At 69.8% G+C, this 25894-nt stretch carries 20 protein-coding genes; 10 read left to right on the top strand and 10 right to left on the bottom strand.

Annotated features, from left to right (window positions below; translation table 11 throughout):
* The first annotated feature begins 80 nt into the window (after nucleotides 1-80).
* Nucleotides 81-524, top strand: coding sequence for a DUF3995 domain-containing protein (locus VF106_RS40400; protein WP_330845295.1), 444 nt, complete (start codon nucleotides 81-83; stop codon nucleotides 522-524).
* On the opposite strand, the gene VF106_RS40395 is transcribed toward VF106_RS40400, so the two are convergent.
* Together VF106_RS40395 and VF106_RS40390 are read right to left on the bottom strand one after the other, a co-directional pair.
* On the bottom strand, nucleotides 525-875 hold the full coding sequence (locus tag VF106_RS40395; RefSeq protein WP_330845294.1) for a helix-turn-helix transcriptional regulator: 351 nt from the start codon (nucleotides 873-875) through the stop codon (nucleotides 525-527).
* 189 nt (nucleotides 876-1064) lie between these two features.
* Nucleotides 1065-3713 carry a cation-translocating P-type ATPase gene (locus VF106_RS40390; protein WP_330845293.1) on the bottom strand — a complete coding sequence of 883 codons (2649 nt, stop codon included), beginning with the start codon at nucleotides 3711-3713 and terminating at the stop codon, nucleotides 1065-1067.
* A 133-nt stretch (nucleotides 3714-3846) separates the two neighbouring features.
* Between VF106_RS40390 and VF106_RS40385 the strand changes: the two genes are divergently transcribed.
* Nucleotides 3847-4317 (top strand): RbsD/FucU domain-containing protein, encoded by a 471-nt coding sequence (locus VF106_RS40385; RefSeq protein ID WP_330845292.1) that lies wholly within the window; start codon nucleotides 3847-3849, stop codon nucleotides 4315-4317.
* Nucleotides 4314-4907, top strand: coding sequence for a GNAT family N-acetyltransferase (locus tag VF106_RS40380; RefSeq protein ID WP_330845291.1), 594 nt, complete (start codon nucleotides 4314-4316; stop codon nucleotides 4905-4907). Before VF106_RS40385 ends, VF106_RS40380 begins: the two co-directional genes overlap by 4 nt.
* Here the strand turns inward: VF106_RS40380 and VF106_RS40375 are convergent.
* Nucleotides 4802-6220: a dihydrolipoyl dehydrogenase family protein gene (locus VF106_RS40375; RefSeq protein WP_330845290.1), complete on the bottom strand. Its 1419-nt coding sequence runs from the start codon at nucleotides 6218-6220 to the stop codon at nucleotides 4802-4804. The two genes, VF106_RS40380 and VF106_RS40375, sit on opposite strands and share 106 nt — an antisense overlap.
* Nucleotides 6221-6468: 248 nt before the next feature.
* On the opposite strand from VF106_RS40375, the gene VF106_RS40370 reads away from it, so the two are divergent.
* From VF106_RS40370 to VF106_RS40355, 4 genes are all read left to right on the top strand, one after another.
* Complete coding sequence (locus VF106_RS40370; protein ID WP_330845365.1) at nucleotides 6469-6765, top strand: muconolactone Delta-isomerase family protein; 297 nt, start codon at nucleotides 6469-6471, stop codon at nucleotides 6763-6765.
* Between the two features lie 43 nt (nucleotides 6766-6808).
* Entirely contained in the window at nucleotides 6809-9562 is a 2754-nt protein-coding gene (locus VF106_RS40365) for a cation-translocating P-type ATPase (RefSeq protein ID WP_330845289.1), read from the top strand.
* Nucleotides 9563-9898: 336 nt separating this feature from the next.
* Nucleotides 9899-10642 carry an SDR family oxidoreductase gene (locus VF106_RS40360; RefSeq protein ID WP_330845288.1) on the top strand — a complete coding sequence of 248 codons (744 nt, stop codon included), beginning with the start codon at nucleotides 9899-9901 and terminating at the stop codon, nucleotides 10640-10642.
* A 100-nt stretch (nucleotides 10643-10742) separates the two neighbouring features.
* Nucleotides 10743-11306 carry a YceI family protein gene (locus VF106_RS40355; protein WP_330845287.1) on the top strand — a complete coding sequence of 188 codons (564 nt, stop codon included), beginning with the start codon at nucleotides 10743-10745 and terminating at the stop codon, nucleotides 11304-11306.
* A gap of 576 nt (nucleotides 11307-11882) precedes the next feature.
* Here the strand turns inward: VF106_RS40355 and VF106_RS40350 are convergent.
* Together VF106_RS40350 and VF106_RS40345 are read right to left on the bottom strand one after the other, a co-directional pair.
* The gene (locus tag VF106_RS40350; RefSeq protein ID WP_330845286.1) at nucleotides 11883-12689 is read right to left on the bottom strand and encodes a SigB/SigF/SigG family RNA polymerase sigma factor; all 807 of its coding nucleotides are present in this window, start codon (nucleotides 12687-12689) and stop codon (nucleotides 11883-11885) included.
* 5 nt (nucleotides 12690-12694) lie between these two features.
* Nucleotides 12695-13453, bottom strand: a complete 759-nt coding sequence (locus VF106_RS40345) for an SDR family NAD(P)-dependent oxidoreductase (protein WP_330845285.1) — start codon at nucleotides 13451-13453, stop codon at nucleotides 12695-12697.
* A gap of 170 nt (nucleotides 13454-13623) precedes the next feature.
* Between VF106_RS40345 and VF106_RS40340 the strand changes: the two genes are divergently transcribed.
* Nucleotides 13624-15090 (top strand): MFS transporter, encoded by a 1467-nt coding sequence (locus tag VF106_RS40340; RefSeq protein WP_330845284.1) that lies wholly within the window; start codon nucleotides 13624-13626, stop codon nucleotides 15088-15090.
* A gap of 6 nt (nucleotides 15091-15096) precedes the next feature.
* Here the strand turns inward: VF106_RS40340 and VF106_RS40335 are convergent, their stop codons facing one another.
* Nucleotides 15097-17844 carry an AAA family ATPase gene (locus VF106_RS40335; RefSeq protein ID WP_330845283.1) on the bottom strand — a complete coding sequence of 916 codons (2748 nt, stop codon included), beginning with the start codon at nucleotides 17842-17844 and terminating at the stop codon, nucleotides 15097-15099.
* Between the two features lie 258 nt (nucleotides 17845-18102).
* Between VF106_RS40335 and VF106_RS40330 the strand changes: the two genes are divergently transcribed.
* Complete coding sequence (locus VF106_RS40330) at nucleotides 18103-20865, top strand: helix-turn-helix transcriptional regulator (RefSeq protein ID WP_414639167.1); 2763 nt, start codon at nucleotides 18103-18105, stop codon at nucleotides 20863-20865.
* On the opposite strand, the gene VF106_RS40325 is transcribed toward VF106_RS40330, so the two are convergent.
* The 3 genes from VF106_RS40325 to VF106_RS40315 all read right to left on the bottom strand — a co-directional run bounded on the left by VF106_RS40325 (nucleotide 20866) and on the right by VF106_RS40315 (nucleotide 24054).
* Nucleotides 20866-21312, bottom strand: a complete 447-nt coding sequence (locus tag VF106_RS40325; protein ID WP_330845282.1) for a hypothetical protein — start codon at nucleotides 21310-21312, stop codon at nucleotides 20866-20868. It abuts the gene before it with no gap.
* A complete protein-coding gene (locus VF106_RS40320; RefSeq protein ID WP_330845281.1) occupies nucleotides 21309-22046 on the bottom strand; it encodes an SDR family oxidoreductase in 738 nt (245 codons plus the stop codon). The genes VF106_RS40325 and VF106_RS40320 overlap by 4 nt, the downstream gene beginning before the upstream one ends.
* A gap of 187 nt (nucleotides 22047-22233) precedes the next feature.
* Nucleotides 22234-24054 (bottom strand): IS481 family transposase, encoded by a 1821-nt coding sequence (locus tag VF106_RS40315; protein WP_330845363.1) that lies wholly within the window; start codon nucleotides 24052-24054, stop codon nucleotides 22234-22236.
* A 197-nt stretch (nucleotides 24055-24251) separates the two neighbouring features.
* On the opposite strand from VF106_RS40315, the gene VF106_RS40310 reads away from it, so the two are divergent.
* Nucleotides 24252-25442 carry a glycoside hydrolase family 76 protein gene (locus VF106_RS40310; protein WP_330845280.1) on the top strand — a complete coding sequence of 397 codons (1191 nt, stop codon included), beginning with the start codon at nucleotides 24252-24254 and terminating at the stop codon, nucleotides 25440-25442.
* 44 nt (nucleotides 25443-25486) lie between these two features.
* Here the strand turns inward: VF106_RS40310 and VF106_RS40305 are convergent.
* The coding region (locus VF106_RS40305; protein WP_414639166.1) for an AMP-binding enzyme at nucleotides 25487-25894 on the bottom strand (408 nt) is incomplete at its 5' end.

The raw sequence follows: 25894 nt of genomic DNA, 5'->3' as shown, positions 1-25894 counted from the left end.
CCGTTGCCCTGGGTGTGCCGACAGCCGACGAACCGCTGCCACCCGTGCGGGTCTGGGGGTATCTCACCGGCGTGTGGTGCGTGCTCTTCGCGGCGCTGCACATCTACTGGGCGGTGGGAGGGGACGCCGGACTGGCTTCGTCGGCCGGAACCGACCTCGCCGTTCGCCGGCCATTGTGGTTCGTGCTGCTCGGGTTGTGGGGCGTGGCCCTGCTGCTCCTCGCCGGGGCGATCTTCGGCGTCGGCATGACGCGCTGGCGGCTGAACGGCCGCCTGCGGCGAGGCGCGGTGATCCTCGGTTTGTTGGGTGCTGCCCTTCTGCTCGCTCGTGGACTGCTGCTCGAAGTCGTTCTGCTGACCGGAGTCGGGGGCATCGCCTCGGCGGTGGGGCCATCACAAACGCGCTGGAGTCTGATCTTGTGGAATCCCTGGTTTGTGGTGGGCGGGATCGTCCTGTTGCTGGCGACTCGTCAGATGCAGGGCGCCGGACCGCAGGTGCGGGCGCTCACTCGGTCACAGCACTGATCAGACGGTCGCGCTTTCGGTCAGCTTGGTGCGGATCTGCCTGCGGGAGGTGACGCCGAGCTTGGCGAACACCGTGCGGAGGTGCCACTCGACGGTACGTGGGCTGATGAACAACCGCGCACCGATCTCCGGATTGGTCAACCCGTCGCCGGTGAGACGCGCGATCTGTTCCTGCGGGGTGAGCGCCGCGTGCGTCTGGACGGTCCTTGTGTGCACGGTCGCGCCGGTCGCCTCGAGTTCACGCCGCGCACGTTCCGCGAACGCCATGGCCCCCATGTCGCTCAGCGTCTCGTAGGCGCGCGGCTCAGCTGTCGTCGTGAGTCGACGCGGCGGCGCGCTCTGCGCAGCCATTCGCCGTGGAGCAGCTGGAACCGGGCCGCCTCGTCGCGCGGCCTCCGCCGCGTCCTCTGGTTTGCCGACCCGCGTCGCGGCCTCGACGAGTTCGACCGTCGATCCGATGGACAGCCGCAGTTCCTGCGGATACGCCGAACCGCGCTTGGCGGCGGCGTACGCCTCCTCGTAGCGACCCAGACTGAGAGGCTACCTCCGGCGCAGGTACTTCTCCATCGCCACCACGGGAACCACAACCGCGCCCGCCGCCGCCGCGAGCGTCCACTGTCGAAGCGACAGGTCCTCGGTGCGGAAGACCGCTTGCAGGAACGGCAGGTGCACGACCGCGATCTGGAGCACCAGCAGCAACCCGATGCCGACGAACACGTACCGGTTCGAGGTCCAGCCGATACTGCGCACCGGTGCGGTCATCGTCCGGCACATCAGCAGGTAGAAGATCTGGAAGAAGGCCACGGAGGTGACCGCGAGCGTCTGGGCCCGCGCCGTTTCCGGCCCGGCGACCAGGAACAGTGCGATCGCGACCGCCGCCATGAGCACACCGACATACACCGTGCGCGTGACGACGAAACGCGACAGCAGCGGCTCGTTCGGTGCGCGCGGTGGCCTGCTCATCGAGTCGGCCTCCCGCGCCTCGAACGCGATCGGCAGCGCCAACGACACCGTCGCCACGAGGTTGATCCAGAGGATCTGGACCGGCTCGACCGGCAGGACCGGCAACCCGCCGACCACCGGGAAGGTCAGCACCGCCACCAGGACGATCAACGCCTCGCCGACGTTGGTCGGCAGCACGAACGTCAACGCCTTCACCAGGTTGTCGTAGACCCGGCGGCCCTCCTCGATGGCCGCCTTGATCGTCGCGAAGTTGTCGTCACCGAGCACGATGTCGGCGGCCTCCTTCGCCGCCGCGGTGCCGGCACGTCCCATCGCCACGCCGATGTCGGCCTGCCGCAGCGCCGGCGCGTCGTTGACACCGTCGCCGGTCATCGCCGTCACCGCACCCCCGGCCTGAAGCGCACGTACGAGCTTGAGCTTGTGCTCGGGCGCCACACGCGCGAAGACGTCGGTGGTCCGGACGCGGCGCCGCAGCTCGTCCTCGGACAGCGCCGCGATCTCGGCGCCGGTCATGGGCGGCCCGTCCCCGGCGATACCGAGGTCGCGACCGATGGCGGCCGCGGTGGCGGCGTGGTCACCCGTGATCATCTTCACGCTGACCCCGGCGCGGTGACACGCGGCGACGGCGTCGGGCACCTCGGGGCGCAGCGGGTCGATCAGGGCCACCAGGCCCAGCAGCTCGAGTCTCCTGTCGTCGAGCACGGTGCTGCCGTCCGCGTCGGACCGCCGGCAGAGCGCGAGCACCCGCATCCCGTCGGCGGTGTAGGCGTCGAGCACGATGCGTGCCGCCTCGGCGTCGGCCGGGTCCACGTGTGCGAGCAGCACCTCCGGCGCCCCCTTGAAGTAGGTGACGGCGTTCGGCTCGGGGGTACTGGCCATGTACCGGCGCTCCGAGTCGAACGGCAGCACCGCACGCGGCGGGTGGTTGCGGAACAACTCGGCGAGGGCCACGCCACCACGCTCGGCGGCGACGAGCAAAGCACCGTCGGTCGGGTCACCCAGCACCGTCCGCCGGTCGCCGGCGCCGTCCAGCCGCGCCTCGTTCGCGAAGGCGGCGCCGACCAACAGGTCCCGCAGCCGACCGGTGTCGCCCCGGGGCACCATCCGCCCCGCGGCCTCGTACCCGACACCCTCGAACGCCGCCTCGTCGCCCTGGGGCGTCCACGCGCGGCGGACCATCATCTCGTTGCGGGTCAGCGTGCCCGTTTTGTCCGTGCAGACAACGGAGGTGGACCCCAACGTCTCGACCGCGGGCAGTTCGCGGACCACCGCCCGCCGGCGAGCCATCCGCCGCACCCCGACCGCCAGGGCGATCGTGACGATCGCCGGCAGGCCCTCCGGGATCGCCGCGACGGCCAGGGTGATGGCGGTCAGGGCGGCGTCGGCGACCGGGTACCCGCGCAGCAGCGCGACGGCGAGCAGCACGACCGCCACCACCGCGATGATCTTTGTGACGATCGAGCCCAGCCGGTCGATGCGCAGCGTCAGCGGGGTGCGGGTCTTCTCGATACCGCCGAGCAGCCCGGAGATTCGCCCCAGTTGTGTGCGGTCCCCGGTCTCGACGACGGCAGCCACGGCGGAACCCGCTGTCACGAGACTGCCCCCGTGCACGATGGACCGTCGGTCGGCGAGATCGGCGGCGGGATCGACCGGCGCGGCCGACTTGTCCACCGGCACCGACTCTCCGGTGAGTGTGGACTCGTCAACGCGAAGTCCGTGCGCCTCCAGGACCCTCAGGTCGGCCACGACCCGGGCTCCCGCCTCGACCGACACGACGTCCCCGGGCACGAGGGCCTCCGCGGCCACCTGTGTCCAGCGCTTGTCCCGCAGCACGGTCGCCGGCTCCGAGACCAACTGAGCCAGTGCCTGGATCGCGCGCCCCGCTCGGAACTCCTGGACGAACCCGATCACGGCGTTCAACACCACGACACCGAGCACCACGGCACCGTCCGCGAGGTCCCCGAACGCGACGGCCACCACCGCCGCGATCAGCAGCGCGTAGATCAGCGGGCTGGCGAACTGCCGCCCCAACACCGCCCATACCGACGGTCCCCGCTGCCGGGTGAGCCGGTTCGGACCGTACTCGACGAGCCGGCGTGCTGCCTCGTCCGCACCCAACCCCTGCCGCCGGCTGGACAGACGGAGGAGAACCTCCGCACCGGTCGAGGCATACCACCCGACCGGCCCGGCGTTGCGATCGGACACCACGCGCTCGGAGAGCGCCATTTCGCCTCCCTTGACCGAACTGCATGCCGTAGTGAGGACCGGCTGGCCGCACGATCCGTGACACCGCCGGCTGTCACAGAAGCGTTTGCCGCCCGGTCCTAGCTCACACGCGAACCGAGGTAAGGAGGACTGAATGATCAGGAGTGTCGATCCCTCTCTGCCATCCAGTGTGCTCTTCGTGCTGTGGGCGATGGGCCACGGCGACGAGGTCGCGGTGGTCGACTCGCACTTCATCGCCGAGAGCGACGAGAACGTGGGCATCCAGGGCGACGTCGTGACGATCGACGATCTGGACAGCCTGCAGGCGCTGCGCGCGATCCTCTCGGCACTACAGCTCGACACCACCTTCGTCGACTACCCGGTGACACGCCTGGAAAGCGACCGCCCACACCTGCTCCCCGAAGTCCAGGACCTGCTCGACGACGCGCTCGGCTTCCCGTGCGCCCTGCGCGATCTCGCCTACCCGGACTTCTACGACTCGGCGAGGAACTGCTACGCCCTGATAGTCACAGGCGGCACCAGGCGGCTCGGCTCGTTCATCCTCCGAAAAGGACTGGACGTGACACCGGACACCGTCTGTTCACCCCCTTGGCGGCAGAGGTGATTCGCACCGCTCGGCTCCTTCTGCGGCCGTGGACGCTGGACGACATCGAGGTGGCTCTCGAGATGTATGGCACGCGAGAGGTGTCGAGGTGGCTGGCGCCAGCCATGGAGCGGGTGTCCACAGTCGCCATGCACGAGCATGTTCTCGGCTGGATGACAGAAGACGACTCGATCGACCCATGCCAGAGACGATGGGTCATCGAGCTCCTCGGGTCCGGTGAGGTGGTCGGGGGCGCCTGGTTGTTGCCGCTGCCACCAGCCGACCTGGACCTTCAGGTCGGCTGGTGGCTCGCGTCGAAGGTCTGGGGGAGAGGATTCGCGGCCGAGGCGGGTCATGCCGTCGCTCATCATGCTTTCGGCGAGGGGCTGGACGAGCTGTTCGCCGTGGTCCCACCGGGTAATGCCAACGGCGCGGCCACCGCGCGCCGAATCGGCATGGAATGGGTTGGCACGACGGAGAAGTACTACAACGTCTCGTTGGAGGTCTATCGCCTCCGCAAAGGCGACCTGGACATGGCGCCTGGTGGGGTGGTTCGGTTCAGCCGTGAGGAACCGATCCGGGTGTCGAGCTGGCGCAGCGCGCGTAGGTAGGCCTCGGAGAAGGTGGGAAACGGCTGGATCACGTCGAGCAGCGTGGCGAGCGGGATGCCCGCGCGGATCGCGACGGTCGCCTGTTGCAGCCATTCGCCGGCTTCCGGTCCGACCGCGTAGGCGCCGGTAAGCCGTTCTCCGTCGGAAACCAGTGTGAGGAACCCGGGACGCGCGTAGTAGGCGCGCGAGTGGATTGCCGTTCGGGGGACGGCGGCGAGTGGCACGGTCGCGGTGAACGGTCCGTCGGCGGCGCCGACCGCGGCTGCCTGGGGATCACAGAACGCCACCCGGGGAACGGCTTCGTAGCTGGCCGCTCGCGGGTGGCCGAGGATGTTCGCGGCGACCACCCGAGCCTGATATTCCCCGACGTGCGTGAGCTGCCACAGCCCGGTGACGTCACCGATCGCCCACAGTCCCGGGCCCGCGGCCATGCGGGAGTCGACGGTGATGCCGTGCGGGTTCGCGGCCAGGCCGACCGTCTCGACGCCGAGCCCGTCGGTTCGCGCACGCCGGCCGGTGGCGACGAGCAGCCGGTCGCCACGCAGCCGCGAACCGTCGCCAAGGCACAGCACGTAGTCCTCACCCTCCAACCTGGCCTCCGTCGCCTCCTGGCCCAGGTACAACTCGACACCGTCAGCGGTCAGCGCCTCACCGACCGCCTCACCGAGCGTGCGGGGCTCACCCGGCAGCACCCGCGCATCGCGGTCCACGAGCGCGACCGAGGAGCCCAGCCGCGCGAGCGCCTGGGCCAGCTCGACGCCGGTCGGTCCGGCGCCCAGGACAAGCAGCCGTCGCGGGACCTCTGTGAGGCTGGTGACGTCGCGGTTCGTCCAGACTCCCGGCAGCTCCCGCAGAACGGTCGGGATCACCGGGTCCGAGCCGGTGGCGATGACCACGTGCGCGGTCGTGTGGGCCCGCTCGTCCACCAACACCGTGTGCGCGCCGGCCAACCGGCCTTCGCCACGGAGAACCCGAATTCCCGCGCTGTGCGCCCAGGCCTGGTGACCGGCGTCGTCGTAGTCGGAAACCATGAAGTCCCGCCAGGCCAACGCGGCACGGGTGTCGACCGGCCCGTCGATTGACGCGGTGGCGCCCGGCACGGCACGCGCTGCCGCGATCACCTCGCCGCAGCGCAGCAGTGTCTTGGACGGAATGCAGGCCCAGTAGGAGCTTTCGCCGCCCAGCAGTTCCCGCTCCACGACCGCGACCCGTAGCCCGCCCGCGGCGAGCGCGGCGGCACAGTGCTGTCCCGGTGCTCCGCCTCCGATGACGATCACATCGAACTGGTAACCGGCACCCGCTGTTCGCTTCATGGCCGCTCATCCCTTCTCACGCTTGGGTTTTCGCGGTTCACATTCGCGTGGACGGCGGCCGTGTCGCACCAGGGTGAGTCACGGGATCCGCCCCAGGGCAACCCGGGTCCGGCCCCGGGGCTCGTGACACCAGGGCCCGGCCGGGGTGTTGCCCTGGCGCGACTGGCGGCGCCACAAGGGATCGTGGACACCGGCAACGTACCAACTGTCCGATTTGGAGCATTCGTCGAAACAAGGAGGTGTTGGTGATGGAGTTTCTCGTGACCATGACCACCCAGGTGCCGGACGACACCCCGGAACCGGCTGTGGAAGGTGTCCGGGTTCTCGAGGCCGCACGTGCCCGGGAGCTGGCCGCGGCGGGGCATCTGCTGCGGTTGTGGCGTCCTCCGTTGCAGGAGGACAGGTGGCACACGGTCGGGCTCTTCTCCGCCGAGGACGCCTGGCATCTCGAGAAGGTTCTCGCGTCGATGCCGTTGCACATCTGGCGCACCGATGTGGTCACCCCGCTGTGGCGGCACCCGAACGACCCCTCGGCCGTGCGATGACGAGGTCCACTCAGGACCGTTTGCCGAGCGCGTGGTGTCGCGGATGACCACCACGGCGAAAAAGACCGCTGTGCTCCCGGTTCAGGCGCTCGAGCCGGGAGCCGTGTTCGGATTGCTGGGGTCGTCGCCGCGGGGGCTGTCGTCGGCGGAGGCCGCGGTGCGGCTGGCCGGGCATGGCCGCAACGAGCTGCCCCGGCTGGCTGGACAGTCGCTGGTGGCGCGGTTGCTCGGCCAGTTCACGGATCTGTTCGCGGTGGTGCTGCTCGTCGCCGCCGGCTTCACGTTGTCCGCGTACCTGTTGGGCGATCCGCCGGCTGTCGGTCATCTCCAGTTGACGGTCGCGATCCTGGCCGTGGTGGTGCTGAACGCGTTCATCGGGTTCGGGCAGGAGTACATGGCCGAGCGGACCGCCGACGCCTTGCGGGAGATGGTGCCGCATCGGGCTGTGGTGGTGCGGGACGGTGAGCGGGTCGAGGTGCCGGCCGCCGAGCTGGTGGTCGGTGACGTGGTGGTGCTCGAGGCGGGGGACGCGGTGTCGGCGGACTGTCGGGTGGTGGAGGCGCACGACCTGGCGGTGAACAACGTGGTGCTGACCGGGGAGAGCGACCCGGCGGGCCGTAGTGCGGAGCCGGTGTCGGCGCGGGTCGGGCGGTTGGAGGCACGCAACCTGGTGTGGATGGGGACCACGGTTGCCGCGGGTGTCGGCACGGCGGTGGTGACGGGCACCGGTGTGGCCACGGAGTTCGGCCGGATCTACCGGCTGACCGCACACACCGCACCGGACCGCAGCCCGTTGCAGCGGCAGATCGCCGGCATGGCGCGGCGGGTCGCCGGCGCGGCGTTCGCGTTGGGAGTGCTGCTGTTCGCGGTGCGGCTGCCGGCGGGCGGTCCGCTGGTCGAGACGTTCATCTTCGCGCTCGGAGTGATGGTCGCCTGTGTGCCGGAGGGGTTGCCGGCGACGTTGTCGGTGGCGATGGCCATCGGGGTGCGGCGGATGGCCCGGCGACAGGCGCTGGTCAAGAAGCTGGTCGCGGTGGAGACACTGGGTTCGACGACGGTCATCTGCACCGACAAGACCGGCACGCTCACCAAGGCGGAGATGACCGTGCAGCAGGTGTGGGCGGCGGGGAGGACCCACCAGGTGACCGGCGTCGGCTACGCGCCGGAGGGCACCGTGTCCGACCCGGAACCGGTGCGGGAGCTGCTGCGGGTGGCTGCGTTGTGCTCCGACGCCCGACTCCTGCCGCCCGACGCCGAGCACGGCTGGCGGGTGCTGGGTGACACCACCGAGGGCGCGCTGCTGGTCGCCGCGGCCAAGGCCGGGCTGGACGTCGACGCCGAGCGAGGGGCGCGGGTGGGTGAGTTCCCGTTCGACCCGACCCGCAAGCTCATGACCACCCTCAATGTCCGAGATGGACGGACGTGGGCGTATGTCAAGGGGGCGCCGGGCGAGTTGCTGGCCCGCTGCACCCACATCCGCACCGAGCAGGGGGACGTGTCACTGGACGACCGAGCACGCCACCAGGTGTTGGCGGCCAACGACGCCATGGCCGGTTCGGCGTTGCGGGTGCTCGCCGTCGCCATCCGCGAGGTTCATGGTGGACATGTCGGTCAGGGTGAGGCGGAGGGTGGGCTGACGTTGCTCGGCCTGGTCGGCATGCTGGACCCGCCGCGCCCGGAGGTCGTCGACGCGGTCGCCGCCTGCCGCCGCGCGGGGATCCGGGTGATCATGGTGACCGGGGACTACGCGCTCACCGCGGAGGCGATCGCCCGCCGGGTAGGCATCCTGACTCAACCAGGCCCGCCCCGCATGGTCACCGGCACCGACCTGGACGCCACTGACGACACCGCGCTACGCGCACTGCTGGCCGACCGAGGCGACGTGCTGTTCGCCCGCGTCAGGCCCGAGCACAAGATGCGTGTGGTGACCGCGCTCAAGGACCTCGGCGAGGTGGTCGCGGTCACCGGGGACGGCGCCAACGACGCCCCCGCGCTCAAACGCGCCGACATCGGTGTCGCGATGGGCGCCTCCGGCACCGACGTCGCCCGCGAGGCCGCGGTCATGGTGCTGCTCGACGACTCCTTCGCCTCCATCGCGACAGCCGTCGAACTCGGCCGCTCCGTCTACGCGAACATCCGCAAGTTCCTGGTCTACGTGTTCAGCAGCAACGTCGGCGAACTGGTCCCGATCCTCGTCGCCACCTTCGCCGGGTTCCCACACGTGCCGATCAACGCCATGCAGATCCTCGCCATCGACCTCGGCTCCGACGTGCTGCCCGCGCTCGCGCTCGGCGCGGAGCCGCCCGAGCCAGGGACCATGGACCAGCCACCACGGCGGCAGCGGCAGCGGCTGTTCTCCGCCGCCCTGGTACGCCGGTTCCTGTTTCTCGGCGGCATCGAGGCAGTCGGCGCCACCGCGGTGTTCTTCTGGCACCTGTACTCCGCCGGCATCCCGTTCGCGGAGTTCACCGTCGACCACCCGGTCTACCGGGAGGCACTCACCATGACCCAGGCCGCGATCGTGATGGGGCAGATCGCCGTCGGTTTCGCCGTGCGCGGCGACCGGCTCAGCGTGTTCCGGCTCGGCCTGCTGTCCAACCGCGGCTACGTCGGCGCACAACTGGTCGGGATCGCGATGGTCTGCGCGATCAGCTACATCCCGTTCCTCCAGACGGTCTTCCACACCGCACCACTGTCCATCACGGACTGGACACTCGTCATCGCGTGTGGCGCCCTCGTCCTCGTCGCCGACGAACTCCGCAAGCTCCTCCCGCGCCGCGGCGCCCCGCCGTGGTGACCGGGACCGCCGGGCCCTGTGGCAGCCGTCGGTCCCGATCGTCCGTGCGGCATCCGGGTGGCCGCTGCTCGTGGGAACGAAGGTGTCCGGCGGCGGGTGGGACCAGCCGCGCTCTGCTTGACGCAAACTCCGAGGAGCCGTCTGAAACCCGGTGTTCTCTCGCTCTTACCTCGCGACTCGGCCGGACGCCCTTCGTCAACAAGGACCGCGCGGCCCGCCGGGATGTGACGCCCTCCCGCCGTGTCACAGAATCGCGGACCGTCTTGTCCTCGCTGGAGAGGGCTGTCGACAACGGTGGGCAGTGAGATCGCGTTCGTCCGAGGAAAGGGAGACGTCGTGAAGGTCGTTGTGATCGGTGGCACGGGGCTCATCGGTTCGAAGTTGGTGGCCAAGCTGGGTGAGCACGGTCATGAGGCGGTGGCCGCCGCGCCGAACACCGGTGTGGACACGCTCACCGGGGAAGGGCTGGCTGAGGCGCTCGATGGCGCGGCGGTCCTGGTGGATGTGTCGAACTCCCCGTCGTTCGCCGACGACGCGGTGATGGAGTTCTTCCGGACCTCCACCACCAACCTGCTCGAGTACTCCGCGAAGGCCGGGGTCGGGCACTATGTGGCGCTGTCGGTGGTCGGCACGGACCGGTTGTCGGAGTCGGGCTACTTCCGCGCGAAGATGGCGCAGGAGAACCTGATCCGCGAGTCGGGCCGCGCGTACTCGATCGTGCACGCCACACAGTTCTTCGAGTTCGTCAAGGCAATCTCGGACTTCAGCACGGTCGAGGGCAAGGTCCACCTGCCGTCGGCCCGGATCCAGCCGATGGCGGCCGACGACGTTGCCGCCGGGGTCGGACGGGTCGCCGTGGGGGAGCCGCTCAACGGGATCCGCGAGATCGGCGGCCCGGAGCAGTTCGGGCTCGACGACCTGGTGCGCAGGTACTTCGCGGCGACGGGCGACTCCCGGGACGTCGTGACCGACGAGCAGGCCTCCTACTACGGGGTGCGGCTGAGCGAGCGGACGCTGGTTCCGGGTCCGGACGCCCAGCTCGGGGAGATCACCTTCGCCAAGTGGCTCGCCCAGCAGTAAACGCTCGCCGGGTGGCCGCGTGCCGCCCGGCTCACCGCCCGCCGTCGGCAGCCTCCCCCTTGCCGCCGACGGCGGGCCCCTCGAACTCATGGGAGACCCAATGACCACCGCAGCTACGATCTCGATTCCCGGCTACGTCGCGGGCACCTGGGACATCGACCCGGTCCACTCGGATGTGTCCTTCATGGTCCGGCACATGATGGTGAGCAAGGTACGCGGCCGGTTCGCGTCCTTCTCCGGCCAGATCGTGACCGGCGACGACGTGACCACCTCGTCGGTCACCGCGTCGATCGACGCCGCCTCCGTCGACACGGGCAACGCACAGCGGGACAACCACGTCCGCTCGGACGCCTTCCTCGACGTGGCCACCTATCCACAGTGGACCTTCCGCTCCACCGCGGTCCGCGTCGCGGGCGACGGCCTCGTGGTCGACGGCGACCTGACCGTCAAGGGCGTCACTCGCCCCGTCACACTGGCCCTCGAGGTGAACGGCATCGGCCCGGACCTCAGCGGCGGCACCCGGGCCGGCCTCTCGGCCTCGACCACCATCGACCGCAACGACTTCGGCGTCGACATCAAGCTCCCGATCGACAGCGGAGGCGTCGTCGTCGGCGACAAGGTACAGATCACCCTCGAGATCGAGGCAGTACTGCGCGAGGCGTGACCCCCTGCCGCAACTCAACCCGCGCTGAAGGACGCCTCATCACCCCAGGGGCGTCCTTCACCACACTCTCAGGTCGTGCTGGCCGCGCACATGGCATGGGCGATGCCCAGAAAGACGCGCTCGTGTCGTTGAACCCAGATCCACCGATGATCATGCTGCCCGCGCGCGGATCTGTGGATCCGGCGGGTGAAGCCAGCTTTGCGGGCGGTGTCCGTGCGTTGAAGGACGCATCCTTCATCGCGCCCAGGGTGAGGAAGGCGTCCATCACCACATCGCCAGGGAAGCCCACTGCTGCGAACGGCGTGTCTGTGCCACCGGCACTGTCTCGAACGACGCTTTCGGGTCGTTGACCGTCATCAGCGCGTCTTTGGAGACATCGGCGATGCCCCGAACGCGTCTTTCGGGACCCAGCGGATGCGCGCCGGGCGCGCAGCGCCCGGCGCCCGCGAAGCGCGTGACCAGGCCCACACTCTCGGGAGATGCGATCCCGGCAAGCCTATCGGTGGATCGAGGTTGAGCGTCCCGAACGCGTCTTTCAGGACTCCGGCCATGTCCTCTTTGCGGCCGCCCGCCGGCTCAGGCGCTCGCGTGGACGATTTCCCCGCGTGCCTTCGGGTGATCTCCCGGGGTGGTCGCGAGTCCCCAGCGAAGGCGTTCGAGAGCGCGGGTCAGCAGCCGGGAGATGTGTACCTGGGAGACGCCGACCCGTTGCGCGATCTGGCTCTGCGTCATGTTGTCCACGAACCGCAGCCCGAGAATCAGGCGTTCGCGCTCGGACAGGTCCTTGATCAGTGGCAGGAGCGTCTCGCGGTCGTCCACTCTGGTCAGATCGGCGTCTTCAACGCCCAGTGTGTCCGTGAGTGCGAGACCTGTGGTGCTGCCGGACAAAGCTTGGTCGAGCGAGACGGAATAGAAGGCGTTGCCCACTTCCAGTCCCTCGCACACCTCGTCCTCCCCGATGTTCAGGTGTGCGGCGATCTCGCTCGGTCTCGGTGTGCGGCCAAGACGTTGGGTGAGGTCGGTGCCGGCGCGGACGACGGACAGGTGCAGTTCGGTGAGGCGCCTCGGCATCCGGACCAGTCGGGCGGTGTCGCGGACGTGGTGGCGGACCTCGCCCATCATCGTGGGCACGGCGAAGGACAGGAAGTCCGAGCCGCGGCTGACGTCGAACCGGTCGACCGCGTTGATCAACCCGACGGTGGCGACCTGGACGAGGTCCTCCTTCGCCATCCCGCGGCGACCCGCGAACCGGCGCGCGATGCGTTCGGCCACCGGCAGGTGCTCGGTCACCAGGGTGTCGCGCACCCGTGCGCGCCGCGGGTCGCTCTCGGGTAGTTCGGCGAGCTCGTCGAACAACTCAACGAGACGCTCTGGGTAGATCATGTCGGCTACCAGGTCTGCTCGGCGGCCCGAACCAGGATCTCGTTGACCGCCACCCGCCACTCTCGCGTGACGATGTAGGCGATCGCGTCCGCGACGTCCTCCGGCCGCAGCGATTCGACCCCGCCGGGCTGCCGGCTGGTCGCGTTCTTGAGGAGGTGGCTCTCCATCTTCGTGTCCACGGGGCCGGGCGCCACCACGCTGACCCGGACGCGTTCGGTGCGCAGTTCCTGCCGAAGCGACTCGGTGAACCCGCTCAGGCCGAACCTGGTCAGGTTGTAGGCGCTGCTGGCGGGCCGCGCGATGCGCCCGGCCGTTGAGCTGACGTTCACCAGGTCCGCCACCTGCCGTGGCGACGTGGCGGCCGCGTCGATCAGGTACGGCACCGCCGCGTGCGTGACGTGCAGGAGCGCCGTCACGTTGAGCGAGATCATCCGGTCCCAGTCCTGGATCGGGGTGTGCAGCGCCGTGTCGAGCAGCATGACGCCGGCGTTGTTGACCAGGACGTCCAGGCGTCCGAGCCGGTCGACGGTGTTCTGCACCGCCTGGGAGGCGCCGTCCGGCTCGGTGAGGTCGGCCACCACCGCGACGGCCTTACCGCCCAGGCTCATGATGTCGTCCGCAACGTGGTTGAGGTGGTCTGGGCGACGGGCGACCAGGGCGACCGCCGCGCCCTCCCGAGCGAGGCGGTGCGCCGTCGCCGCGCCGACACCGCTGCTGGCGCCGGTCACGAGTGCGACGGATCCGGCCAGCGAATTCTCCGACATGCTGTGTCATCCCCTTGATCTCGAGCCAACGTGTCGAGAGTCGCCGGTCACGGGGCCTGTTCACACCAGGGAGAGTCCCTGGTTCCCGTGACCAGGGACGGTCACGGGCGCGAGGGGATCCCGGCGGCGCGGAACATGGCGGTGACCGACCGAGGAGGCTGGTGCCGACCATGACCGACAAGCCAATCGCCGACCTGGTCGCGCTGCGATCGCCGACCGGAACCGCACTGGTCGCCGCGACGGTGCTCGCGTCCACAGTCGGCGTCCTCAACGCCTACATGATCAATATCGCGATCCCCGCGATCGGTCGCGACCTGCACGCGAGCGTCAGCGAGCAACAGTGGGTGCTGACCGGTTACCTGGTCACCGTGGCCGCGCTGTTGTTGCTGGCCGGCGCACTCGCCGATCACTTCGGCCGGCGGCGGGTCCTGGTCGTCGGGCTGCTGGTGATGCTCGTCGCCTCGCTGTGCTGCGCCGCCGCGCCGACGGCGCCGACGCTGATCGCGGCCAGGTTGGTACAGGGTGTGGGTGGCGCCTTGGTCGTACCCAGTGCCCTTTCTCTGCTGAACGGGACGCTGCGGCGGTCTGACCGCGCTCGGGGCATTGGCGTCTGGGCAGGCATCTCGACCCTGGGCACCACGGTCGTCCCTTACGCGGGAGGGTGGCTGGTCGACCACGCGTCGTGGCGTTACGTGTTCCTGCTCAACCTGCCGCTCATCGTCGCCGCGATCTGGGTGCTGCGCCACGTCCCCTCGGGTGCCGGCGTACGGCGGCCGCTGTCGGCGGACGCCGCAGGCGCCCTGCTCGCCGTGCTCGGTCTGGGCGGCGTCATCTACGCACTCGCGGCGGGACCGGCGTCGGGCTGGCTGGCGTGGCCGGTGGTGGCGTCGGGTGTGCTCGGGGTGGCGTGCCTGGTGGCACTGGTCCCGGTCGAGCGGCGCCAGCGCCGGCCCATGCTGCGGATGTCGCTGTTCGCGTCGCGGCCGTTCGACGCGATCAACGCGGCGACCGTGCTCTTCTACGGCGCGTTGTCCGCCGTGAGCTACCTGGTCGTCCTGCAGTGCCAGCTGCGGCTCGGTTACACAGCCGCCGAGGCCGCGGCGGCACTGATCCCCGAGTCCGCGGTGTTCCTGATCGTCTCCCCGCTCGTCGGTGGCCTCGTCACCCGGATCGGCACGCGCTGGCCGATGGCGGCCGGCATCCTCCTCGGGGCCGCCGGGTTCGGCTGGCTGTCCACGGCCGGGCCCGGTGACCCATACGTCCAGGCGATCCTGCCCGGCGCGGTGCTCTGGGGCCTCGGCGTGGGGTTGGCCGTCGCACCACTCACCGCGGGTGTCCTCGCCGCCGTCGACGACAGCGATCTCGGTGAGGCCTCGGCCATCAACGACGCCGCGTCACGGGTCGGCGGGGTCGTGATGGTCGCGCTCGTCCCCGCTCTGCTCGGCGCGGGCGGCGCACCCGACCTGACCCGGCCACTCGCCGCGAACTACCAGGCCGTGATGCTCGTGATGGCGGGCCTGAGCGTGACCGCCGCGGTGATCACGGCGCTGTTCGTCCCGAACAGCCGCGCCGCCGGTCAGCCGACGCTGCCCGGTCCCCGCCTGCATTCCTGTGTCGTACCGGCGAACGCCAGCTGACGGGTCCTACGGCTGCAGGGTCTCGCGCGGAAGGGCGTCCCGGAGCTGCCTTCGGGAGCTGACCCCCAGCTTGGTGAAGATCTTGCTGAGGTGCCACTCGACCGTACGCGGGCTCAGGAAGAGCTGGGCCCCGACCTCCGGGTTGGACAGGCCGTCCCGCACGAGCAGGGCGATCTGTCGTTCCTGTGCCGTCAACTCGTCACTCGACGGTGCTTCGGGATCGTGTTTTCTGACGGCTTCCCCGCTGGCGGCGAGCTCGCGGCGGGCGCGTTCCGCGAACGCCTCCATGCCGATCGACACGAACATCTCGTACGCGGTGCGCAGCTGCTTTCGGGCTTCGACGCGCTGACCATGCCGCCGCAGCCACTCGCCGTACAGCAGATGGGCGCGTGCCAGGTCGGGACGCAGCCGCGTCCGGCCCAACCGCTCGATCGCCGTGCGGTACAGGGGTTCCGCGGCGGTCTCGTCGGCGAGCAACGCCCGGCAGCGGGCGAGGATCCCCTGCGCCCAGTCCGTGTCGCACGGCTCCGCCGCGTCCGCGAGACGCGTCAGCGCGCCGAGGGCGATCGTGTCGTCCCCGACACGCACCGCGGCCTCGAGGAGCTCGGGGAGCACCCACACGGAGACGAACAGCTCGGTGATCTGGGTGCTGGCCTGCGCCGCCGGAATCGCCTGTTCGTAACGGCCGAGGCCGTTGTTGAGGACCGCGTCCGCCCAGTGCGCACACGTGACGCCCATCAGCTGGCCATCCGCGCCGGCCCACTCGATCGTCGCGGCGATCAGCGCCGAGGCCTCGGCTTCCTTGCCCCGCAGCGCGGTCAGCAGGAGCTTGGTGTGGGGTGCGATGGGCATGCCCGTCGCGGTGGCGACGGCTTCCGCCTCGGCGACGATCGCGGCCGCGGAGGAGAACTCGCCGGTCAACGAGGTCGCGATGCCCCACGAGGCGAGGTAGATGGGAAGGTCGGTGAGTGCGCCGGTGGCACGCACCGCCTCGACCGCCTTCGCGTACGAGTCGCACATGATCTTGTCGTCCCAGAGAGCCGGGCTGACGCCACAGGCCGCCCAGCCCCACTTCGGGAGGTCCTGCTCGGTGTAGTCCGCGAGCGCGCTCATCGCTCTTCGCAGCATGGGGATCGCCGCGCCCCGGCCTTCGGTGACGAGCAGCGCGCATCCCGCGAGCACGAGGTCGATGGCGCGTGGACCGCCTTCCGGCGGAGGGAGTGCGCTGATCGCCTGGGAGATCGCCAGTTGGCTTTCGCCGTCCGCGGCCGCGAACACCGCGGCGGCCCAGGCGAGAAGGTAGGTCTCCCGCGCGAGTTCCATGTCGAAGGGCTCGAGCCGTTGCGCCGCGGCCAGCAACATGGGCGGCGCCTCGCTGTTGAAGCCGGCGGCGAACGCGATGTGACTGCGTACCAGCTGGGCCCGCACGCGGAGGAACTCGTCCTGTGTGTCGCGTTCCGCGACGTCGACGAGCTTGCGCGCGGCGGTGAGGTCGCCCGCCCGGAGGCTGGTTTCGGCGGCCGCCACGGCACGTTCGGCGCGCCGCGCGTCGTCGGTGGTCAGTCCCATGGACCGTTGCAGGAAGGCGGCGGCGGCGGCCAGTCCACCCCGCGCCTGCGCACGCTCGGCCGACGTCTCGAGTTCCGCGGCGACGGTCTCGTCCGGCCCGGCGGCGGCGGACGCCAGGTGCCAGGCACGGCGGTCCGGATCGACCCGAGGGTCCGTTTCCTCGGCCAACGCCAGATGCGCCGCTCGGCGATCCTCGTCGTTCGCCGCCCGATACACGGCCGACCGCACCAGCGGGTGGCGGAAGACCACGCGGACGTCGAACGACAGCAGTCCCTCCGTGTGGCCCGTGAGTGCCGTCGCCGGTGTGACGCCGAGCCGTTCGGCGGCACGCCACACCAGGATGGGGTCGCCGATCGGCTCCGCGGCGGCGACCAACAGCAGCAGCCGGCTCTGCTCGGACAGCTCCTCGATCCGGGTCAGGAAGCTCTGTTCGATCCGGCCGGGCAGCGCGTCGGCGTGCAGCATGCCGAAGCCGCCGGCCATCTGCGTGACGGTCAACCCGCGGGGTAGCTCCAGCAGGGCGAGCGGGTTGCCTCCTGCCTCGGCCACGATCCGGTCGCGGACGTGGTGGTCGAGCCTGGCGTAGGTCACCGAGTTCAGCAGGGTGTGGGCGTCGGCCGTGCCCAACCCGGTGACCTCCAGGTCCGGCAGTCCGGACAGGTCGTGCCCCCGCTGGCGGGCGGCGAAGACGAGGGCGACCGACTCCGCCATCAGCCGGCGGGCGACGAAGCCGAGAACCTGCGCCGAGGACCGATCCATCCATTGGGCGTCGTCGACCACACAGAGCACGGGACGCGCGTTCGAGGCGTCCGACAGCAGACTCAGCACCGCCAGCCCGACCAGGAAGCGTTCCGGCGCGGCGCCCGCGTGCATCCCGAACACCGTCTCCAGCGCGCCGCGCTGCGGCGCGGGGAGTTCTGTCAGTCGATCCAGCAGCGGTGCGCACAACTGGTGCAGGGTCGCGAACGCCAACTCCATTTCGGACTCGACGCCCACCGCACGCAGGACCCGCACTCCGGTCGCCGAGCTCTCCAGGTACTCGAGCAGAGCCGATTTCCCGACTCCCGGTACTCCGTGCATCACCAGCGCGCGACTCTCTCCGGTGTGCAACGCCGCGACCGTCTGATCGAGCACGGCACATTCGGAGGAGCGTCCGACCAGTCGGACGTGCCGCTCGTATGCCATCGTTACCCGCCTTCGCCGCGTCGATTGTAGTGTGTGCTGTCCGCGACCAATGTCGGCGGCGATTTCCGTGACACACAAGGGGATTGCCGCGCCGTCCGAGCTTCGCGGCGATACCGACCCGTACAAACCGGTCTGATCGGACAGTGTTTACCCGGCCGTCATCGCCACCGGGGTGGCCGGACCGCGTTCGCTGCGGGCATCATGGGGCGGCCCGCGCTGACCCGAGTCGGGCTGCACAGAACCCGCGCGGTGGTGATGATGTCGATCAGCGATACTCGGCGCAGGCCGCGTGGCAGGCGTGGCGAGTGCGAGACGCTGGATCGGTTGGTGGCCGACGCCAGGGCCGGCCAGAGTTCGGTGCTGGTTGTGCGCGGCGAGGCGGGGATCGGCAAGTCCGCGCTGGTGGAGTACCTGGTGGAGAGCGCCGCGGGATGCCGGGTCGCGCGGGCCAACGGGGTCGAGTCCGAAATGGAGCTGGCGTTCGCCGGGGTGCACCAGCTGTGCGCGCCGTTGATGGGGCATCTCGACCGTCTGCCGGGCCCGCAGCGTGCCGCGTTGGCCACCGCGTTCGGGCTGAGCGCGGGCGCCGCGCCGGACCGTTTCCTGGTCGGGTTGGCGGTGCTCAGCCTGCTGTCCGAGGCGACAGAGGACGAACCACTCGTGTGCGTAGTGGACGATGCCCAGTGGCTCGACCGGATGTCCGCGCAGACGCTGGCGTTCGTCGCGCGCCGGCTGTTCGCGGAGCGGGTCGTGCTGGTGTTCGCGGTGCGTGGGCCGGCGCTCGGTCCGGGCGATGGCGAGTTGGCCGGGCTGCCGGAGTTGGTGGTACGGGGCCTGCGTGACGCCGACGCGCGTGCGCTGTTGGAGTCGGTGGTCCCCGGGCGGCTCGACGAGCGGGTCCGGGACCGGATCGTCGCCGAGACCCGCGGCAACCCGCTCGCCCTGCTGGAGCTGCCGCGTGGGTTGACGGCGGCGGAGCTGGCCGGTGGCTTCGCGCGTCCTGACACGCGACCTCTGGCAAGCCAGATCGAGCAGAGTTTCCTGCGGCGTATCGGATCGCTTCCGGCGGCCACGCAACGGCTGCTGCTGGCGGCGGCCGCCGAGCCGGTCGGGGACGTGTCGTTGTTGAGGCGCGTGGCCGCGCTGCTCTCCATCGGGGCGGACGCGGAGACCGAGGCAGAGGCGACTGGGTTGATCGAGTTCGGTGTGCGGGTGCGGTTTCGTCATCCGTTGGTGCGTTCGGCGGCGTATCGCGCGGCGAGCCGCGAAGACCGCCGGGACGTGCATCGCGCGCTGGCCGAGGCGACCGATCCCGCGTCCGACCCCGATCGCCGGGCCTGGCACCGCGCCCACGCGGCAGTCGAACCCGATGAGGCCGTGGCCGACGAGCTGGAGCGTTCCGCCGACCGGGCCAACGCCCGCGGCGGTATCGCGGCGGCGGCCGCGTTCCTGAGGCGTGCGGCCGAGCTGACGCCCGAGCCGGCCAGACGCGGAGCGAGGGCACTGGCCGCGGCACAGGCCACCTTCGAGGCCGGCGCCCCCGATGTGGCGCTCGAGCTACTCGCCGCCGCGCGGATGGGCCCACTGGACGAACTCCTGCGTGCGAGATCGGCCCGGCTCCGCGGCCAGATCGTCTACGCGCGCAGGCGCGGTGGTGACGCTCTGCCGTTGCTGCTCGACGCGGCAGGCCAACTGGAAGGAGTGGACGGCGGACAGGCGCGTGAGGCGTATCTGGAAGCGGTCGGAGCAGCGGTCTTCGCCAGTCGTCTCGACAAGAACGGCGGAATGCGGGAGGTGGCCGAGGCCGCCCGCGACGCACCACGCGGGCCCCAGCCACCACGGCTGGTCGATGTGCTGCTCGATGGCCTGGCCACGCGGTTCGCCGAGGGCTACGTCGCGGGCGCGCCGCGGCTGAAGCAGGCCCTGCTGGCCTTCCGGCGCGACGCCGGACGCAACGAGGACGACGTCATGCGCTGGCTCTGGCTGACGTTCCTGGCCGCCGGCGACATGTGGGACGACGATGCGTGGCACGAACTGACCACCCGTGCGGTCCGGACGGCTCGCGAGGCCGGCGCGCTCAACTTCCTTCCCCTGGCCCTCACCTACCGCGCCGGCGTGCATGTCCACGCGGGCGAGTTCGACGTCGCCTCGGGGTTGGTCGAGGAGTCCGACGCGATCACGAAGTCGACCGGCAACTCGCCCCTCGGGTACGCCGCTCTCCTGCTCGTCGCCTGGCGTGGTGAGGACGCCCGTGCGTCGGAGCCCATCCAGGCGGGCACCCGACACGCGACCACCTGGGGTGAGGGGCGATCGATCGGGTTGGGCGCCTACCAGCTCTCGGTGCTGTACAACGGCCTCGGCCAGTACCAGTTGGCCTTGGCCAACGCGGAACAGGCGTGCGAGTACGACGATCTGGGGGTCTCGGGGTTCTCGCTCGTCGAGCTCGTCGAGGCGGCCGCCCGCTGTGCTGCCCCCGAGGCGGCCGCATCCGCCCTGAAACGACTCGAGGACCGGGCCGACGCCAGCGGAACGGACTGGGCGCTCGGCGTGCTGGCCCGGTCGAAAGCCCTGCTCAGCGACGGCCCGGCCGCCGATCTGCGGTACCGCGAGGCCATCGAGCGCCTCGGGCGTACCCGGATCGCCGTTCACCTTGCTCGCGCCCACCTGGTGTACGGCGAGTGGTTGCGTCGCGAGAACCGGCGCCTCGACGCGCGCGAGCATTTGCACACCGCCCACGAGATGCTGGACCGCTTCGGCGCCAACGCCTTCGCCGAGCGTGCCCGTCGCGAGCTGCTGGCGACCGGCGAGTCGGTGCGTCAACGCACGGTCGAGGCACACGCGGTCCTCACCCCGCAGGAGGCCCAGATCGCCCGGCTCGTCGGTGAGGGAAAGACGAACCCCGAGATCGGCGCCGAGCTGTTCATCAGCCCGCGCACCGTCGAATGGCACCTGCGCAAGGTGTTCACCAAGCTCGATGTCAACTCGCGCAAGGAGCTTCGCGGAGCGCTGGCCGACAGCTGACTAGGAGTCCCCCTTGTCGAGGGCGGCCCTCGGTAGACGGCGGGTTGGCGCCAGCAGCGCGGCCGGTAGCAGCACGGCGAGGCCCAGCGTGACGATCAGACCGATCGCGGAGCCGGTCGGGTAGTGGTCCACGTGCGTGGCGTGGAACACGAAGTGCGGCACGGTGAACATGAGGTTCGCGGCGAGGGCGACCTGCACCAGCCGACGCTCCGGCCAGATGGCGGCCGCCGTGAGCACGAGTACGAGCGCGAGGGTCAGCGCGCCGACGTCCCGCATCAGGTGCTCGTTGTACGGCGGCAGCAGCGACACCCACGGCGACGACGGGAGCGGGAAGTCGTCGTAGAAGGTCCTCGGACCGAACAACTGGAGGACGCCGGCCCCACCCTGGGCCAACACCAGGAAGACCAGGCCAGCACGGATCGTGGTGATCGCGCCCTTCGTGTTCATCGCGCGCTCTTCTCGGCCACGTACTCGGCGAAGGTGATCGTGCCCGTGGGGCTGCCGGGCGGCACCATGTGTGCGCCGTCACGTAAGGCGCGGAGCGCCTTGCCGGGCAACCACAGTGGGACTCGCGGGCGGCGTTTGCCCGCGGCGCGCAGGTACTCGTCCGCCATGGACGCCAGCGGGAGCACCTCCGGCCCCCCGTAGTCCGGCGCTCGCCCGCGCGGGCCGCCCTGGGCGAGTTCCACCAGCTGGGTGGCCACGTCGCGGACGTCCACGGGTTGGAACGACATAGTCGGGAGCAACATGATCGGCAGCTTCGCGGCGCCGGCCAGCACCTTGTACACGAGGTCGTGGAACTGGGTCGCACGCAGGATCGTGTGCGGGAGCCCCTCCACCAGCTGTTCCGCCGCGAGCTTGCCCTTGTAGTAGCTGATGGGGATGCGGTCGATGCCCACGATGGACATGAACACCAGGTGTTTCACGCCCGCCGCCGCGGCGACCAGGTTCTTGGTGGCGGTCACGTCGGTGCGGCCCTTCAATGTCGTGGCCAGGTGGAGCACGGTGTCCACCCCGGACAGTGCCGACGTCAGGCCCTGTCCGGTGAGCAGGTCGCCGACCACGTGGTCGGGACCGGGGCGGCGGCTGAGGAGCCGTACCGGCAGGCCGGCCTCAGTCAGCTTCCGTACCGCCGCGCGGCCCAACGTGCCGGTGCCGCCGGTGACGAGAATCGGTGTCATGCACGTAAAGACATGGGAGACCCGGGATATGTGACAGCTCCGCCGGATCTGCGACGCTGCGCACACCGGCTGGCAGCGCCGCCGCGCAGCTGGCGCTGGCACCCGGGGTGCCTTGACGCCCTGTCGGGGTTCAGGTGATGGTTGACGGTTTGGCTTCACCTGATCCTTGACGTTGGACCTAGACAATCTAGTGGTTGTGGGCTCGTCGGTGGGTGACCTCCTGGGTGGTGGTTCGTGGGACGCTGACCAGCAGGTTTGGGCCGTCGTGGACGTGGATGACATGTTGGTCGAGGGTGACGGTGACGACTTTGCGGGCATGTTGGCGGCCGAGCTGGACGCGTTGGCGGGTGATCATGATGCCGCCGCTGCTGGACACGATCCGCTCGACCGTGACCGGCCCCGTGGCTGGTGGTGTGGGTGGCGGTCCGGCGGGTCGGGCGCCGCGCAGGTAGGCCACTGACCTGGTCGTGAGCGGGTTCGGGACCGTGCGGAGCAGGGTGCGGTCGGTCGGGTCCAGGACGGTCATGACCCGGCCGTCGAACCGGAGCGTGACCCGTCGGCCAGCGAGGGCGTAGCCGACGCTGAACTGTTTGTTGGCCAGGCCGACATAGCCGACAGCGCTGACTGTGCGGTCGACCTCGATCACGCCTGTCATCACCTCGCCGGCTGCTTGTTGGGTGCTGGTGGTGTCGGGGCCGATGAGGCGGGCTTGGCCGGCTTGGACCAGGGCGTGCAGGTCGGAGGCTGCCAACTTGGACGCGACAGTCTTGATCAAGACACCGGCGAGGAACACCCGTAGATAGCTGGTGTCGATCCGCAGCGTGATCGGCGTGCCGGCCCGGTCGGGGCCGAGCCAGAGCTGCTGGCTCCTGATAGACAGGTTGCCCGATGTCGGGGCGGTCTTGTCCAGCTCGACGGTGACTGCCTCAGCCCGTGGTGCGGGGCCCATCTCGTTGAGCCGCACCACATTCAGCGGCATCCGCGCCGCCGCTAGCGCTGGCTCAGGGGTTGGTGCGGGTTGCGCCGAGCCGTCGATGGTTTCCAGTTCGGCGGGCAACACCAGCCCAAGCGTGTCGTCCTGCCGATCCTGTTGCGACACCGAGAATCGGTCGATGGGCGGGGTCATGTCCAGCGCCTGGTGGGGCCGGTCGATGTTGTAACCGGTGATCCAGGTGTCAATCACCGCCTGGGCGTGGGCAATCGACTCGAACGGTCCACTGTGGTCGAGGAGTTCGCGACGGAACGTGCCGTGAAAGCGTTCGATCTTCCCGGTCGTGGTCGGGGAACGAACCGCGGTCAACCGGTGCGTGATGCCGTTCTCCCGGCAGATCCGATCGAACAACACCTCCCCGGCGCGAGGTCCGCCGAACTTGCCGGTGAACTGCTTTCCGTTGTCGGTCAACACTTCCCCCGGAACCCCGTAACGCTTCAGGGCGTTCGCGAACGCGGTGGACACGGCGCGGCCGGTGGCGCGGGCGACGACCGTGGCACAGACGATGAACCTCGAATGGTCATCGATCCCGGTCACCACTTTCACTTCAGTGCCGTCGACCAGGAAGACCCCGCCCATGATGTCCAGCTGCCACAACTGCATCGGCGTCGACCGCTCCCACCGCTTGTAGTCGGATCGTTTGCGTTTCCGAGCGCCGGGCTCGATCAGGCCTGCCCGCAGCAGCACCCGATAGACGGTGGACCGCGACGGCATCGGCACCACCTCCCGCCGCGCCAGCTCGTGCCGCAGCCGACGTGGACCCCACCCGGGGTGTGCTCGACGGAGTTCGCAGATCAACGCCTCCACCTGCCCGTCGACCTGGTTCGGAGACGACTTCGGTCGGTGCGACCGGTCTGCCAACCCGGGCAACCCACCAACTCGGTAGCGGGCGACCCATGAATGGACCGACTGTCGCGACACTCGATACCGGGTAGCCACCTCGGTGACCGGGATGCCTGCCAGAACTTCCATCACGGCGTGATACCGCTGCTCGACCACACTGAGCTCCACCAGCATCAGGCCCAGACCTTCCACCACGAACGATCACGTTCGGGTGATCAAACCTGGGACCAGCGGTGTCAAGCATCAGGTGGAGCCAAAGTGTCAAGCATCAGCCGGAACACGACAGGTGCCTTGACGCCCATTCCGTCAACATTTACTGTGTAGGAACTAGTGTTCGAAAATTATTTTCATGCGAATACTTGGGGGGACGTGTGAAGGACTCCGCTCGCCATGCCTTCAGTCGGCGCGTCGCCGTGGCTGGTGGTCTGGCCGCCACGGTTGCTTGGTGGGTTCCTGCACAGCAAGCGGCAGCGGAGTCGCAGTCGGAGGACCTGCGCCGGTACTCGGATCACGCCGAGGCGAGCTATGCCGCGCTGCAGCGGTACTTCTACGATCCGGCGACGTCGTTCTATCTGGAGGAGTACCCCCACCCGGGTGGGAATCCGTGGTCGTACGTCTGGCCGTTCTCCCAGGCGTTGCTGGCCACCCAGGCGATGACCGGCATACCCCGGGTGGGTCGCCGTTACCGGGCCGATCTGGCTGACCGGTACGCGGCGCTGGAGGCCTACTGGAACACCGAGACCACCCCCGCGGGGTACGACTCCTACCTGCGGCCGCCGCTGGGTCAGGGCGGCGACAAGTTCTATGACGACAACGAGTGGCTCGGGTTGGCCTTCCTGCAGCGGCACTACCTGACACCGGGCGGGGACCTGGCGGCACTGCGGCGGGTCGCCGGGATCTTCGACCTGGTCGTGTTCGGGTGGGACACCGATCCGTCACATCCCTGCCCTGGCGGGGTTTTCTGGACCCAGGCGCCCTGGAGCCAGGACCGCAACACGGTGTCGAACGCGCCGGGAGCACAGGTGGGGCTGCATCTGTACCTGACGACGCGCGAGGCAGCGCACCTGGACTGGTCGGTCCGGATGTATGACTGGGTGCGGACCAACATGCTGGCACCCAACGGGTTGTACTGGGACCACGTGGATCTGGCCGGAAACATCCAGAAGACGCAGTGGACGTACAACCAGGGCGTGATGATCGGGGCCGGCATGCTGCTGTACCAGGCGACCGGGCAGCGCCGGTATCTGGCCGAGGCATGCGACACAGCGACGACCGCGTTGAGCTTCTACGCCGAGAACGAGCGCTACTTCACCCAACCGGCCCGGTTCCACGCGATCTTCTTCGCGAACCTGCTCCGCCTGTCGACGTTGGCCCCGGATCCCGCCTACCGTGCGGCCATGCGGTGGTACGCCGACGAGTCCTACCGCCGGTTCCGCGACCCGGCCACCGGGCTGTACCGATTCGCGGGCGCCAACCCGGTCACCCTGCTCGAACAGTCCGCGATGATCCGGATCGAGGCCATGCTGGCCTGGAACCCGCGCGACTACCCCAAAATCACCTGACCGACCGTGGATCGCCCGTCACGGCTGGAGCTTGGTCGTGCGAGTCAGAAGTGGGGCGCCGCGCGGTCGACTTTTCCGTTGGAGGTCAGGGGAAGGCTGTCCCGGTGCGCGAACCGGCGGGGCAGCATGTACGGGGGCAGGCGATCGCGCAGCAACACCACGAGTTCTGCGGTCGGTACGGGATCGCCGGTGTAGGTAGCGGCCAGCTCGGTCCGGTCGCCAACGGTGTACGCGGTGACGATGGCGTCGGTGACCGCAGGATGTTCGCACAGCGCGGCCTCGACCTCGCCGGGCTCCACGCGATAGCCGCGGATCTTGACCTGTGTGTCGACGCGGCCGAGGAAGTGCAGGTTACCGTCCTCGACGCGGACCCGGTCGCCGGTGCGGTACCAGTCCAGCGCGGTCGGCTCGTTGTGTGGCTGGACCATGCCGTCCGCCCAGGTGACGAAACG

The sequence above is a fragment of the Actinophytocola sp. genome (genome assembly GCF_036378875.1).
In the GTDB taxonomy this organism is placed as follows: Bacteria; Actinomycetota; Actinomycetes; order Mycobacteriales; family Pseudonocardiaceae; genus Actinophytocola.
This window is presented reverse-complemented; position numbering and strand designations above follow the sequence as displayed.